This window comes from Streptomyces sp. NPDC014656 (assembly GCF_043084305.1).
Taxonomy (GTDB): Bacteria; Actinomycetota; Actinomycetes; order Streptomycetales; family Streptomycetaceae; genus Streptomyces.
On record NZ_JBIBZN010000025.1, the window covers coordinates 36,556 to 49,673 of the forward strand.

The 13,118-nt window shown below is 77.3% G+C and carries 11 protein-coding genes; 4 read left to right on the forward strand and 7 right to left on the reverse strand.

Translation table 11 applies throughout. The features are described from left to right. Positions 1 to 49 precede the first annotated feature (49 nt). A complete protein-coding gene (locus ACF1ED_RS35605) occupies positions 50 to 1,303 on the reverse strand; it encodes a D-alanyl-D-alanine carboxypeptidase family protein (protein WP_391767505.1) in 1,254 nt (417 codons plus the stop codon). A gap of 254 nt (positions 1,304 to 1,557) precedes the next feature. Between ACF1ED_RS35605 and ACF1ED_RS35610 the strand changes: the two genes are divergently transcribed. Beyond that, positions 1,558 to 2,829, forward strand: a complete 1,272-nt coding sequence (locus ACF1ED_RS35610; RefSeq protein WP_391767506.1) for a cytochrome P450 — start codon at positions 1,558 to 1,560, stop codon at positions 2,827 to 2,829. A 28-nt stretch (positions 2,830 to 2,857) separates the two neighbouring features. On the opposite strand, the gene ACF1ED_RS35615 is transcribed toward ACF1ED_RS35610, so the two are convergent. The 5 genes from ACF1ED_RS35615 to ACF1ED_RS35635 form a co-directional block, all read right to left on the reverse strand. Beyond that, complete coding sequence (locus ACF1ED_RS35615) at positions 2,858 to 3,130, reverse strand: hypothetical protein (protein ID WP_391767507.1); 273 nt, start codon at positions 3,128 to 3,130, stop codon at positions 2,858 to 2,860. A gap of 62 nt (positions 3,131 to 3,192) precedes the next feature. Next, complete coding sequence (locus ACF1ED_RS35620) at positions 3,193 to 3,669, reverse strand: NUDIX domain-containing protein (RefSeq protein WP_391767508.1); 477 nt, start codon at positions 3,667 to 3,669, stop codon at positions 3,193 to 3,195. A 37-nt stretch (positions 3,670 to 3,706) separates the two neighbouring features. Continuing rightward, positions 3,707 to 4,705 carry an FAD-dependent oxidoreductase gene (locus ACF1ED_RS35625; RefSeq protein WP_391767509.1) on the reverse strand — a complete coding sequence of 333 codons (999 nt, stop codon included), beginning with the start codon at positions 4,703 to 4,705 and terminating at the stop codon, positions 3,707 to 3,709. Further along, positions 4,702 to 6,171 (reverse strand): NAD(P)/FAD-dependent oxidoreductase, encoded by a 1,470-nt coding sequence (locus ACF1ED_RS35630; protein ID WP_391767510.1) that lies wholly within the window; start codon positions 6,169 to 6,171, stop codon positions 4,702 to 4,704. The genes ACF1ED_RS35625 and ACF1ED_RS35630 overlap by 4 nt, the downstream gene beginning before the upstream one ends. Continuing rightward, complete coding sequence (locus ACF1ED_RS35635; protein ID WP_391767511.1) at positions 6,168 to 7,637, reverse strand: FGGY family carbohydrate kinase; 1,470 nt, start codon at positions 7,635 to 7,637, stop codon at positions 6,168 to 6,170. Before ACF1ED_RS35635 ends, ACF1ED_RS35630 begins: the two co-directional genes overlap by 4 nt. Positions 7,638 to 8,001: 364 nt before the next feature. Here ACF1ED_RS35635 and ACF1ED_RS35640 point away from each other — a divergent pair, with 364 nt between their 5' ends. Together ACF1ED_RS35640 and ACF1ED_RS35645 are read left to right on the forward strand one after the other, a co-directional pair. Beyond that, on the forward strand, positions 8,002 to 9,063 hold the full coding sequence (locus ACF1ED_RS35640) for a hypothetical protein (RefSeq protein ID WP_391767512.1): 1,062 nt from the start codon (positions 8,002 to 8,004) through the stop codon (positions 9,061 to 9,063). Positions 9,064 to 9,140: 77 nt separating this feature from the next. After that, on the forward strand, positions 9,141 to 10,682 hold the full coding sequence (locus ACF1ED_RS35645) for an amino acid permease (protein ID WP_391767513.1): 1,542 nt from the start codon (positions 9,141 to 9,143) through the stop codon (positions 10,680 to 10,682). A 45-nt stretch (positions 10,683 to 10,727) separates the two neighbouring features. Here ACF1ED_RS35645 and ACF1ED_RS35650 read toward each other — a convergent pair whose 3' ends face one another. After that, entirely contained in the window at positions 10,728 to 11,534 is an 807-nt protein-coding gene (locus ACF1ED_RS35650; RefSeq protein WP_391767514.1) for a GntR family transcriptional regulator, read from the reverse strand. Between the two features lie 182 nt (positions 11,535 to 11,716). Here ACF1ED_RS35650 and ACF1ED_RS35655 point away from each other — a divergent pair, with 182 nt between their 5' ends. Next, the gene (locus tag ACF1ED_RS35655) at positions 11,717 to 13,057 is read left to right on the forward strand and encodes a DUF2252 domain-containing protein (protein ID WP_391767515.1); all 1,341 of its coding nucleotides are present in this window, start codon (positions 11,717 to 11,719) and stop codon (positions 13,055 to 13,057) included. Positions 13,058 to 13,118 lie beyond the last annotated feature (61 nt).

Below are 13,118 nucleotides of genomic sequence, written 5' to 3' on the forward strand. Positions count from 1 at the left end.
GCCCCCGGCCCGGACCGCGCGTCCGGCCGGGGGCCGCCCCCGGTGCGGGTCAGACGCGCGGTGCGCGGCGGCGCCAGGCCCACAGCGCGAGGGCCGCGGCGCAGGCCGAGCCCACGAGGGACAGCGGGAGCGCCACCGAGGGGCCCGGGCCCTCGGCCTCGGCGGCGGCGGACCGGCCCGCCGGGGAGCCCAGGGCGGCGGCCGGAGCGCCGGCCCCGCCGCGCACGGACACGGCGCGTCCCTCCGTCCGCCCGTCCTCGGGGGAGTCCGGGGACTTCGGGGGCAGCAGCGAGCCGACCGGCCGGACCTTGCCCGCCGCCTCGAAGCCCCAGTCGAGCAGCGAGCGGGCCTCCTCGTACACGGCGAGCCCGCCGCCCGACTGCGGGTTCATCACCGACACGACCAGCGTGCGCTCGCCCCGCCGGGCGGCGGCGACCAGGGTGTTGCCCGCGTTGCTGGTGTAGCCGTTCTTGATGCCGATGAGGCCGGGGTAGCGGCCCACGCCGTCGGCGCCGGTGAGGAGCCGGTTGGTGTTGGCGATGCCGTACGACCACGAGCCCGCCGGGAAGTCCGCGTAGGCGGTCGAGCAGTAGCGGGTGAACTCCGGGTCCTGGACGCCGGCCCGGCCGAAGACCGCCAGGTCGTACGCGGACGACACCTGGCCGGGCGCGTCGTAGCCGTCCGGGGAGACGACGTGGGTGTCCCGGGCCCCCAGCGACCGCGCCTTGCGCTGCATCTGACGGGCCATCGACTCCCAGCCGCCGCTCATCGACGCGAGGACGTGCACCGCGTCGTTGCCCGAGCTGAGGAAGACGCCGTTCCACAGGTCGGAGACGCGGTACGTGTACCCCTCCTTCACCCCGACGAGACTGCTGCCCTCGCCGATCCCCGTCAGCTCCTCGTCGGCCACCGTGTGCTGCTCGGACGCCTCGTGGTGCGGGAGCGCCGTCAGCGCGAAGAGGGTCTTGAGCGTGCTGGCCGGCGGCAGCTTCCGGTGCGCGTCGCGGGCGGCCAGCACCTCGCCCGTCCCGGCGTCGGCCACCACCCAGGACAGCGCCGAGGGCGTCGGCACGGCCGGCGCGCCGGCCAGCGGCTGCACCTGCGTCCCCGTCCGGTCGAGCCGCGCCGGGTCCACGAACCGCCGCGCGGGAGGGGTCGGTTCGGTGGCGGAGCCCGGCCCGAGGGCGGGAGCGGCCGTCCGGGCGAGCGGCGGGGCGGCGGCGTCGGCCACGGGGGCGGAGAGCACGAGCAGCATCGCGGCGGAGCCCGCGGCGGCATGGCGAAGAGCTGACGTGACGATCATTCAGCCACCGTAGGAAGGGGGTGCGGAGCGCGCAGGACGGAGTGCGCCACCCGGCCTAGAGAACGCGACACCGGGCGGCGCGTCGTGCCGCCGGGCGGGTGGTCGTGGGGCGCCGCCGCTCCGCCGGGCGGGTGAGGACCCCGGTGCCGGGAACCGCCGACGGCAACTGGGCGCGAACGCGTGTGCGTTGACCCTAGGATGCGGGCGGCCGTCCGTCGCCCGGCCGGCGGCCTCACCCGTCGTCAGGAGTGGACATGGACGCACGCCCCGGAGCTGCCGAGGACCGCGCCGCGGCCCCGGAGCCGTACCGGCTCGACCCGGCCGGCGGCTGCCCGCACGCCGTCAACGCGCGGCTGCGCGCCCACGGGGCCGTCGCCCCCGTGACGCTGCCCGGCGACATCGAGGGCATGGTCGTCCTCGGCCACGACGCCCTCCGGGACTTCCTCTCCGACCCCGACGTCGCCAAGGGGCCCCAGCACTTCACCGCCCTCGCCGAGGGCCGCGTACCCGAGGGGTGGCCGCTGCGCACCTTCGCCGTCGTGCCCGGCATGACCACCGCCGACGGCTCCGACCACCGGCGGCTGCGGACCCTCGTCAGCGGCGCCTTCACCGCCCGCCGCGTCGAGGCGCTGCGCCCCCGCGTGGAGGCGGTGGCGCGGGGACTGCTCGACGGACTCGCCGAGGCCGCCGCGGCCGGCGACGGCGTGGCCGACCTGCGCCGTCACTACGCCCTCCCGCTGCCGCTCGGCGTCATCTGCGAGCTCTTCGGCGTCGACCCCGTCCACCACGACCGGCTGCACCGCCTGTCCAGCCTCATCGTGGCCACCGACACCGAGCCCGCGGACGCCGCCGCCGCCAACCGCGAACTCGTCGGGCTCCTCACGGCCATCACCGAGGCCAAGGCGGAGACCCCCGGCGACGACCTCACCAGCGCCCTGATCGCCGCCCGCGACGAGGGCGGCGACCGGCTCTCCCAGCCCGAGCTCATCGGCACCCTGCTGCTCATGATCGTCGCGGGCCACGAGACCACCCTCAACCTCGTCACCAACGCCGTCCGGGCCCTGTGCGCCCACCGCGAGCAGCTGGCCCTCGTCACCGGCGGCGGGGCGACCTGGGCCGACGTCGTCGAGGAGACCCTGCGCTGGGACAGCCCCGTCAGCTACTTCCCGTTCCGCTACCCCACCCGCGACCTGACGGTCGGCGGCACCCTGATCCCCCGGGGCACCCCCGTCCTCGCCGGGTACTCGGCGGCGGGCCGCGACGCCGGCGCGCACGGCCCCGACGCCGACCGCTTCGACCTCACCAGGACCGGCCCGGCCAAGCACCTGTCCCTCGGCCACGGCCCCCACTACTGCCTGGGGGCCCCGCTCGCCCGCATGGAGGCGGCCGTCGCCCTCGAAGCGCTCTTCACCCGCTTCCCCGAGCTCGACCAGGCCGTCCCCGAGGCCGGGCTGGCCCGCCACGCCGGCTTCGTCGGCAACAGCGTGCGCGCCCTGCCCGTCCGGCTCGGCCGCCCCTCCCGCTAGCCCGCCCGGCCGCCCCTCCGCGGACCGCTCAGGCGCGCCGGCCCTGGTCCGCGGAGGGGGCCGGCGCGCCGGGAGGGGGCGCGGGGCAGGCCCGGAGCGTGGAGACGAGCCGCAGCAGCCGGTCCTCGTTCCCCGCGAGGCCCGCCGCGCGCAGCGCCTCGTCGGCCTCCGCCATGGGGTTCGTCAGCATCACCCCCGCGTACGGGGCGAGGCCCGGATCCGTCAGCACGGCCTGGGTGGATTCGAGGAGGCGCAGGTACGCCTGGGCCGCGGCGCGCTCGGTGGCGGTGATGGTGGTCATGGCGGGCTCCCTCTCGACGGCTTGACGCACCCCACCTTCTCGCACGGGTCTGACAACGGGCCTCAGGCCCGCCCGCGCACCCGCGTGACAAGGCGCTCCAGGAAGACCCGCTGCCCCGCGACGAGCAGCGGGGCGGCCGCCTCCGCGCTGAACCAGCCCACCCGGTCCAGCTCCGGGAACTCCGCCAGGACCCCCGAGCGGGGCGGCCACTCCATCGTGAAGGTGCCGGGCACGACCGCCGCCGGGTCGAGGTCGCCCTCCACCGCCCAGACGGTGACGGTCTTCCCGCCCGCCTGCCGGACCTCCCCGAGGCCGAGCCACCGGCCCTCGGGCACCGGCACCCCCAGCTCCTCCAGGAACTCGCGCCGGGCCGCGTCCCCGGGCGCCTCCTCGGGCCCGTACTCGCCCTTGGGCACCGTCCACGCGGCCTGCTCGCGGCGCGCCCAGAACGGTCCTCCCATGTGCCCGATGAGCACCTCGACGCCGCCGTCGTCCGTACGCCGGAAGACGAGCAGCCCCGCGCTCCGTGCGACCGCCATGCCGCCAGTGTGGCCGAGTCCCCCGGGGCCCGCAGGGTCAGCGGGGCCGCGCGTCCCCGCCCGCCGCCGGCGCCTCCCGGCCGTCGAGGTGCGCCAGGACGGCCCGGGCGGCCCGCCGGCCCTCGGCGGCGGCCCGGAGCGCGGGGACGCCGCCGTGCAGCAGGCCGCCCGCCGCGAAGACCCCGGGGACGCCGGTCCGCAGGGCGGCGTCCACCAGGGGGCTGCGGGTGCCGGGCGCGAGGGGCAGGCCGCCCGCGCGGGCCAGCGCGTGTTCCGGGACCCAGTCGCCGGTGAGGACGAGCGTGTCGCACCCGAGGACCCGCGCCCGCCCGTCCCGGGACCGCACGGTCACCCCGGTCAGCCGTCCCCGGCCGGCCAGCTCCGTGACCACGGTCTCCGTCAGCACCGGGACGCCCGCGGTGCCGGCCGCCGCGCGCGGGCCCTCGCAGAGCACCGCCGCGACCGCGACGCCCGCGCGGCGCAGCAGCCCGACGGCGAGCCGGGCCGTCCGGTCGCCGCCGACGACCACGGCGCGCCGGCCGATCCGGCCGGGGCGCGGGCCGAAGAGGGCCACGGTCCGGTACAGCTCGCCGGCCGTGAGGATCCCCTCGGGGCGGGAGCCGGGGAGCAGACGGGCCGGGCGGGCCCGTTCGCGCGCCCCGGTCGCCAGGACCACCGCCCGCGCCCCGATGGTCTCCAGCCCGGTCGGCGCGGTCGTCTCCACCGCCAGCGGGCCCGCCCAGCCGGTGGCCGACACGCCGGTGCGCAGCACGGCACCGGCCCGGAGCGCCGCGCGCACGGCGCGCCGCGCGTGCCCGGGGCCGTCCAGGGCGCGGCCCCGCGCGTCCGCGCCGAAGCCCGGGTGGGCGCAGAGCCTGGGCTCGCCGCCTGGTTCGGGTTCCCGCTCCAGGACCTCGACGCGTCCGGCGCCCGCCGCCGCGAGCCGGGCCGCCGCGGCGAGCCCCGCCGGGCCCGCGCCGACGACCAGCACGTCGACGGCGCGGACCGCCCGCTCCCCGTCCGGCCGCCGGCTCACCGGGCCCCGGCCTCCTTCCCGTACTCCTCGAACAGGGCGCGCAGCGCGGGCCGGCAGTGGCTGCCCTGGCAGCGGCCGGACCCGGCCCGGGTGCGGCGGCGCAGGCCGTCGAGGGCCGCCGGCGGGACCGTCGAGCGGAGCGCGGCGCGCACCTCGCCGAGGGTGACGTGCGCGCAGTGGCAGACGATGGTGCCGAGGGCGGGATCGCGGGCGACGGCCGCCGCGTCCCGGTAGGGGCGGGGGAAGGCCTCGCCCAGGTTCGGCATCCGGACCGGCGGGAGGGGCCGTTCGGGACCGGTCCGCAGGCCGCACTCGGCGAGCAGGCCGAGGACGTGTCCGGCCAGGGCGAGGGAGGCGGACAGGCCGGTGGAGCGGATCCCGCCGACGGTGACGTACCGCAGCTCCGGGCGGGCCGCGCACCGGTAGTCCTCCCGGCCGGTGGCGGCGCGCAGCCCGGCGTAGGCGGCGGTCACCTCCTCCTCCACGAGGGCGGGCACGATCCGGGCTCCCCGCTCCCGCAGTCCGGCGAGTCCTGTGGCGGTGGTGCCGGTGGCGGTCCGGTCGTCGAGGTCCTCGGCGGTGGGGCCGAGCAGCACGTTGCCGTACACGGTGGGCGCGACGAGGACGCCCTTGCCGAGCGGGCCGGGGACGGGCAGCAGGATGTGCCGCACCAGCGGGCGGGCGAAGGCGTCGTAGACGAGCAGCTGGCCCCGTCGGGGGGTGACCGTGAAGTCCCGGACGCCGAGCAGCGCGTCGAAGCGGTCGGCGTACAGACCGCAGGCGTTGACCAGGAACCGCGTGGTCAGCGGGCCGCGCGTGGTGCTCAGCCGGTGCGGCGCGCCGGAGCGGCCGCCCGTCGCGGAGCCCGCCCCCGGGGCCGTGCCCGTGGCGGGCGCGACTGCCGTCACCCGGCAGCCGAGCAGCAGGTCCACCCCGGAGAGCACCGCCTGGGTGGCGTAGGCGAGGGTGGTGCTCCAGGGGCAGATGACCGACTCGCCCGGCACGGCCAGCGCGCCGAGCGCGCCGGGGCCGAGGTGGGGCTCGCGGCGGCGGAGTTCGGCCGCGTCGAGGAGCCGGGTGGTGTGGTGGCCGTTGCGGGCCGCCTTCGCGGCGAGGCCGGGCAGCGCGGCCCGCTGCTCCTCGTCCCAGGCGACGAGGAGCGCGCCGACCGGCTCGACGGGGATGCCGGTCTCGGCGGCGTAGGCGCTGAGGAGCCGGTGGCCCGCCCGGACGAGCCCGGCCTCCAGGGTGCCGGGCACGGCGTCGAAACCGGTGTGGAGGATCGCGGTGTTGGCCTTGGAGCTGCCCTCGCCGACGTCGTCCGCCGCCTCGACGAGCGCGACCCGCAGCCGGTGGCGGGCCAGGGCGCGGGCGATGGCGCACCCCACCACTCCGGCGCCGACCACGACGACGTCGTACGCGGCGTCCCGCCCGCCCGGCAGCGGCCCGCGCCGGCTGACGCTCACCCCGCCGCCCCGGTGCCCGCGCCGCCGTCCGGACCCCGCTCCAGGAGCACCGCCACCTCGGCCCGGAACCGCCCGAGCCGGTCGGCCGCCTCGTCCGCCGAGATCGCGGGCTCGTAGACGGCGGACGGCTTCCACGGCGGTACGGCCTCCGGCACGGCGAGGCCCGGTTCGTGGCCGAGGCGGGCCGTCGCGGCGGCGCCGAGGGCCGTCGCGTCGGGCAGCGCGGACACCTCCACCGGCAGCTGGAGCAGATCGGCCTGGGTCTGCATGAGCAGCGCCGAGCGGGTCAGGCCGCCGTCGGCGCGCAGGGCGTCGAGGGGCGCGCCCCGGTCGGTGGCCGCCGCCCCGGCGAGTTCGGTGACCTGCGCGGCGATGCCCTCGACGAGGGCCCGCACCAGGTGGCCGCGGCCGGTGTCGAGGCCCAGGCCGGTGAGGGTGCCGCGGGCCTCGCCGCGCCACCAGGGCGCGGCGAGCCCGGCGAGCGCGGGCACGAAGGCGACGCCGCCGCTGTCGGGCACCGAGCCGCCGACGGCGTCCAGGTCCCGCGCGCCGGCGATGACCCCGAGGTCGGTGAGCCAGCGGACGGCGGACGCCACGGTGTACACCTGCCCGTCGAGGCAGTGTTCGGTGCGCCCCCGCAGCCGCCAGGCCACGCAGCCGACGAGGCCGGTCGTGGTGCGGCGGGGGAGCGGGCCGGTGCGGGCGAGGAGGAACGCCCCGGTGCCGTAGGTGCACTTGGCGGCGGCCGGAGCGGTCGCGCTCTGCGCGAGGAGGGCGGCCTGCTGGTCCACGAGGAGGCCGGTCAGCGGGAGCGGCGGGCCGAACGCGGTGGTGGTGCCGACGGGCCGGTCGCAGTCGACGATCCGGGGCAGCCGCTCGCCGCCGAGCCCGTAGAGGTCGAGGGCGGGCGCGGACCAGGCGACGGCGGCCGGGTCGAGCAGGCCGGTGCGGCCCGCGGTCGCCGCGTCGGTGACGTACGCGCCGGTCAGCCGGTGCACCAGCCAGGCGTCGCTCGTCGTCACCACCCCGGCGCCGGTCGCGTGCCGACGGATCCAGGCCATCTTGGGCGCGGCGAAGTAGGGGTCGACGGGGAGGCCCGTCAGTTCCGTCAGCTCGTCGTGGTGGGGGCCGAGTTCCTCGCAGATCCCGGCCGCCCGGCGGTCCTGCCAGACGAGCGCGTCGGTGAGCGGGGCGCCGGTGGCGGGGTCCCAGGCGAGGACCGTCTCGCCCTGGTTGGCGAGGCCCACGGCGACCACCGGCACGCCCGCCTCGGCGAGGGCGGCGCGACCCGCCGCGACCACGGAGCCGTACAGCTCGGCGGGGTCCGTCTCGACCCGCCCGCCCGGCAGGTGGCGGGGCCGGACGGGCGCCGTGCCCGTGCCCAGGACGCCTCGGTCCGGGCACAGGACGAGCGCCTTGGTGCCGGACGTGCCTTGGTCGACGGCGAGTACCGGGCCGCCCGTCATGTGCCTGCTCCCGTCGTGGTGCGCGCCGGCGGAAAGGGGTCAGGCTGGCGGGCGGGCGGCGGGCCGTCAACCCTGTCCGGAGGAGCCTGTCAGGTCGTCGGCGGTTACCTGACAGTAGCTCAAATTATGACACTGGCTTGATAGTTACGGTCACCGAAGTGATCCGGACGATCACCTTCGGTCGCGCCTATAGTGAGCGCCGCTCGCCGACCGACCGAAGGCGCGCCCTTCGCCGACCGACCGCGCCCGACCGAGGACCGATGACCACGCCCACCACCAGGACCGCCCCCCGGGCCACGCCCCGGCCGGCCGCCGGGACCGCACCCGGGCCCGCCGCCCGGTCCGCGTCCCGCCCCGCCCGCTGATGTCCGGACACGGCTTCCGGCCCGTCTTCCACCCGGCGGGCCACGACCACGCCCTGCGCCACGCGCTCCAGGACCTGCGCACCGGCCGCTGGGGCGAGATGGCGCGGCTCCTCCAGGAGACGGCCGGCACCGGCCGCTGGGACGGCTGGACCCGCCGCACCCAGATCCTCGCCACCGTCGCCGCCGGTACCGACGTCGTCCACGCCTGGCGCGCCGAACGGCCCGGGAGCGCCGCCGCCGCCGTGATGCACGGCCGGGTCTCCGTCGAGCGCGCCCTCCGCGCCCACCGCGCCGGCCACGCCCACGCCCCGGCCCTCCGGCGGGAGGCGCGGACCGCCTGCCGGGAAGCCGCCGAACGCGCCCCCGCCGACCCGGTGCCCTGGATCGGCCTGCTCGCCCTCGCCGCGCTCGAAGCCCGCCACCACCCCGCCGGACACGCCGCCGGACACGCCTCCGGGGACCCCGCCGGGCACCACTCCGCCGAGTACCGTTCGGCCGGCCACGCCTCCGAGGACCAGGTCCCGCCGCCCGCGCCGATGCTGCCGCCCGGTCCCTGGGGGCTGCTCGCCGAGGCCGACAAGCGCGACCGGTACAACCGCGAGGCGTACCACCGCATGCTCCAGTTCCTGTACGCGCGCGGCGAGGGCCCGCTCTCCGAGGCCGTCACCTACGCCCATTGGGCGGCCTCCACCGCCCCGCGGGGCTCCGCCCTGCACGTCCTGCCGCTCTACGTCCGGGTCGAGCGCTACCGGCGCGACCGCGGACACGAGCAGGCCCTGGACCTGCACTGGGTCGCCCAGGACGCGGTGCGCGAGGCCCGGCGGGCGATGGACGCCTGGTTCCTCTTCTGCGCGGTGCCCGAGGCGTCCCAGCTGGACCTCAACCACCTGGCGCACGCCCTCTCCGGCGCCCTGCTCTTCGCCGACGCGGCGCGCGTCTTCGAGGCCCTCGGCCCGTACTACACCGCCGTGCCCTGGTCCCACCGCACCCCGCGCCCGGCCGACCGGGCCCTCGCGGAGGAGGTCTTCCTGCGCGCCCGGGCCCGCTGCCTCACCGGCTGAACGGACGCGTCCCCACGCCTTCCCGCTCCCCGTCCCCCGTCCCCACCCGTCCCACCGTCCCCGCCCGGAGGTTCCCCATGTCCCGCACCGTTCCCGCGGACGCGTCGCGCAAGCGGCCCGCGGAGCCCGTCGCCTTACCGGACGAGGAGGCCCGGCTGCGCGAGCTGGGCTACCAGCCGGTGCTCGCCCGGCGGATGGGCGGCTTCGGCAACTTCGCCATCAGCTTCTCGGTCATCTCCGTCCTCTCCGGCTGCATGACCCTGTACGGCTTCGGGCTCGGCACCGGCGGTCCCGCCGTCATGCTGTGGGGCTGGGCCGGGGTCGGGCTCTTCGTGCTCTGCGTCGGCCTCGCCCTCGCCGAGGTCACCAGCGCCTACCCGACCTCCGGGGCCCTCTACTACATGGCCGACCGGCTCGGCGGCCGCCGCTGGGGCTGGTACACCGGCTGGCTGAACCTGCTCGGCCTGCTCGGCGCCATCGCCGGCATCGACTACGGCGCGGCCCTCTTCACCGGCGCCTTCCTCAACCTCCAGTGGGGCTTCGTCCCCACCCCCGGCTCCACCTTCCTGATCTTCCTGGCGATCCTGCTGCTCCACGCGTGCCTCAACCTCTTCGGCGTCCGCCTCGTCAGCGTGCTCAACTCGATCAGCGTCTGGTGGCACCTGGCGGGCGTCGCCGTGATCGTCGGCGCGCTCGCGATCGTCCCCGACCGCCACCAGTCGGCCGGCTTCGTCTTCACCGAGTTCGTCAACGACACGGGCTGGGCCAACCCGTTCTACGTCGCCGCGATCGGGCTGCTCCTCGCCCAGTACACCTTCTCCGGCTACGACGCCTCCGCCCACCTCTCCGAGGAGACCGCCAACGCCTCCGTCGCGGCGGCCAGGGGCATCGTCCGCGCCATCTGGGTCTCCTGGATCGCCGGCTTCGTCCTCCTCGCCGGACTCACCTTCGCCATCCAGGACTACGCGGGCACGGTGGGCAGCGAGACCGGTGTGCCGCCCGCCCAGATCTTCCTCGACGCGCTCGGCACCGGCGGCGCCACCGCCCTGCTCCTCGTCGTCATCGTCGCCCAGCTCTTCTGCGGCAACGCCGAGGTGGCCGCCGCCAGCCGCATGGTCTTCGCCTTCAGCCGCGACAACGCCCTGCCCGGATCGGCGACCTGGCGGAAGGTCAGCCGGCGCACCCAGACCCCGGTGCCGGCCGTCTGGCTCTCCGTCGGCGCCGCCGCCGTGCTGGCGCTGCCCTCGCTGTACTCGCCGACGGCCTACGGCGCGGTCACCGCCATCAACGTCATCGGCATCACGCCCGCCTACGCCATCCCGATCCTGCTGCGGCTGCGGGCCGGGCGCGACTTCACGCCCGGCCCGTGGAGCCTCGGCCGCTGGAGCCGGCCGGTCGGCTGGACCGCCGTCGGCTGGGTCGCGGTGGTGACCGTCCTCTTCTGCCTGCCCCAGAAGAGCCCGGTGACCGTCGACACCATGAACTACGCGGTGATCGCCCTCGCCGTCGTCCTGCTCCTGGCGACCGTCTGGTGGTACGCCGCCCGCCGCTCCTACGGCACGCCGACCGCGTACGGCAGCGCCCGCGAGGAGGCGGAGATCGCGGAGGGCCTCGTCTGACCCCCGGCGAGGGGCGGCGCCGTCGCGCCCCGGCGGGGGAGGGCGTCAGAGGCTGTACTCGTACGTCCAGGCCGCCTCCCGGGCCGAGAAGTCGATGTCCGTGACCTCCAGGACGTGTCCGTGCTGGTCGCTCACCACCCGGTGGACGCTCAGCCGGGCCGCGCCGCCGGCCGCCGTCCCCGGGGCGCGCGGCGGGACCCGCACCGACTCCCGGTGGGTGGCCCGCAGGCCCGCCTGGTGCATCCAGTGGTACAGCAGCCGCAGGTCCGGCCGGTGCACGCAGGAGAGGTCCCGCCGGTAGCGGGCCAGCTGCGGGATCTCGTCCAGCGCGGCCCGGGAGAACCAGGAGACCGCCCGCTGGAGCTCCGGGCCCTGCGGGGCCAGCACCCGGTGACGGTGCACCAGCGTCGGCTCGCCCGGCGCCAGGTGCAGCCGGGGGGCCAGCGCCGTCGGCGGCGGCTCCCAGCCGAGCGAGGCCCGCACCAGGGCCTCCGCCGCGCGCGGCCCGCCCGGGAAGACCGGCCGCGCGGCGGACGGCGCCGCCCGCGGCGGCGGGGGCGGGCCCCCGCCGGCCTCCGGGCACTCGGCGGCGAAGGTGCCGCGCCGGTCGGTCACCACCAGCCGCTCCTCGCGCAGCAGCTGGAGCGCGCTGCGCACGGTCTGCCGGTTGACGTGGTACCGCTGCGCCAGGGAGCGCTCCGAGGGGAGCCGGCCGCCGGGGGCCAGGGAGCGGCGGGCGAGGTCGTCCCGCAGCGCGGCGGCGACCCGCAGATAGCGGGGGACCCCTTCCCCCGGGGGCCACCCGGACCTCGGGAGTCCGTTGCCGGGGGGTTCGGAATCGAGCACGGCCATGATCAACCCCTTCTTCGCTCAGCGTCACCGCGTGGGCCGTATGGGTGATCAATTCCTATCATTGGTCTAAACCATTTCGCTAGGGCGACCGTGCAGAGTGGCCGAAACCCGCGCCGCATCCTGTAATGGGGACCAGGCGACAGGGCCGGCCCGGGCCGGCGGTGGAAGAGGGGTGAGGCCGGATGACGACGCCCTCGGAGCGCTCCGCGCGGGGACGTGCCGCCCGCAAGCGGGTCCCGCGTTCCTCGCACGGACGCTGGATACCCAGCTCCCAGCGCCCGGACCCGCTGACGGTCCTGGAACGCCAGGCCGCCGACCGGCTCCCCGACCTCGTCCCCGTGCGGTACGGGCGGATGGCCGCCTCGCCCTTCGCGTTCCTGCGCGGCGCCGCCGCCGTCATGGCCGCCGACCTCGGCGCCACCCGCAACACCGGCCTCACCGTCCAGCTCTGCGGCGACGCCCACCTGCTGAACTTCGGCGTCTACGCCTCACCCGAACGGACGCTCCTCTTCGACGTCAACGACTTCGACGAGACCCTCCCCGGCCCCTTCGAGTGGGACGTCAAGCGGCTCGCCGCCAGCATCACCGTCGCGGCCCTCCAGAACGGCAGCCCGCGCGCCAAGGCCCACCGCGCCGCGCTCGTCGCCACCGAGGCGTACCGCACGGCCATGCGCCGCCTCGCCGGCCTCGGGGAACTCGCCGTCTGGTACGAGCGGATCGACGCCGACGCGCTCTCCGCCCTCGCCCGCCCCCGCGAACGCGACCGGCTCTCCCGCAACCTCGCCAAGGCCCGCCGCCGCACCAGCCTCCAGGCCCTCGACAAGCTCACCGGCCGGGACGGCGACGGCGGCCGGCACATCGTGGAGGACCCGCCGCTCCTGGAGCGCGTCCCCGACCTCGACCGGGTCGGCCTCGGCAAGATCTTCAGCGACTACCGCAGCTCGCTCTCCGAGGAGCGCCGCCTCCTCCTCGACCGCTACACCTTCCGCGACGCCGCCCGGAAGGTCGTCGGCGTCGGCAGCGTCGGCACCCGCTGCTTCGTCGTCCTCCTCGAAGGCCGCGACGACGGCGACCCGCTCATCCTCCAGGTCAAGGAGGCCGGCCGCTCGGTCCTGGAGGCGTACCTCCCGCCGACCGCCTACCCCCACCAGGGCCGGCGCGTCGTCTGCGGCCAGCGACTCACCCAGGCGGCCAGCGACATCTTCCTCGGCTGGATGACCGGCCCGGAGCAACGCCACTTCTACTGGCGCCAGTTGCGCGACATGAAGGGGTCGGCCGAGGTCGAGACGATGACCCCGGCCCTGCTGCGGGACTACGCCCGCCTGTGCGGCCGCGCCCTGGCCCGCGCCCACGCCCGCTCCGGCGACCGCATCGCCATCGCCGCCTACCTCGGCTCCTCCGACGTCTTCGACCGCGCCGTGGCCGACTTCTCCCTCGCCTACGCGAGCCAGAACGCCGACGACTACGCGAGCCTCGGCGCGGGCATCGCCGCGGGCATGATCACCGCGGCCCCGGGGGTCTGACCCGCGCCGGAGGCCGGGGGCGAGGCGGTGCCGGGGACCGGGGGGACGCTGCGGTGCCGGG

Excerpts from the sequence above, each read along its gene's own strand:
- ACF1ED_RS35605 (WP_391767505.1), bottom strand. The coding sequence starts at position 1,303 with ATGATCGTCACGTCAGCTCTTCGCCATGCCGCCGCGGGCTCCGCCGCG.
- ACF1ED_RS35610 (WP_391767506.1), top strand. The coding sequence starts at position 1,558 with ATGGACGCACGCCCCGGAGCTGCCGAGGACCGCGCCGCGGCCCCGGAG.
- ACF1ED_RS35615 (WP_391767507.1), bottom strand. The coding sequence starts at position 3,130 with ATGACCACCATCACCGCCACCGAGCGCGCCGCGGCCCAGGCGTACCTG.
- ACF1ED_RS35620 (WP_391767508.1), bottom strand. The coding sequence starts at position 3,669 with ATGGCGGTCGCACGGAGCGCGGGGCTGCTCGTCTTCCGGCGTACGGAC.
- ACF1ED_RS35635 (WP_391767511.1), bottom strand. The coding sequence starts at position 7,637 with ATGACGGGCGGCCCGGTACTCGCCGTCGACCAAGGCACGTCCGGCACC.
- ACF1ED_RS35640 (WP_391767512.1), top strand. The coding sequence starts at position 8,002 with ATGTCCGGACACGGCTTCCGGCCCGTCTTCCACCCGGCGGGCCACGAC.
- ACF1ED_RS35645 (WP_391767513.1), top strand. The coding sequence starts at position 9,141 with ATGTCCCGCACCGTTCCCGCGGACGCGTCGCGCAAGCGGCCCGCGGAG.
- ACF1ED_RS35650 (WP_391767514.1), bottom strand. The coding sequence starts at position 11,534 with ATGGCCGTGCTCGATTCCGAACCCCCCGGCAACGGACTCCCGAGGTCC.
- ACF1ED_RS35655 (WP_391767515.1), top strand. The coding sequence starts at position 11,717 with ATGACGACGCCCTCGGAGCGCTCCGCGCGGGGACGTGCCGCCCGCAAG.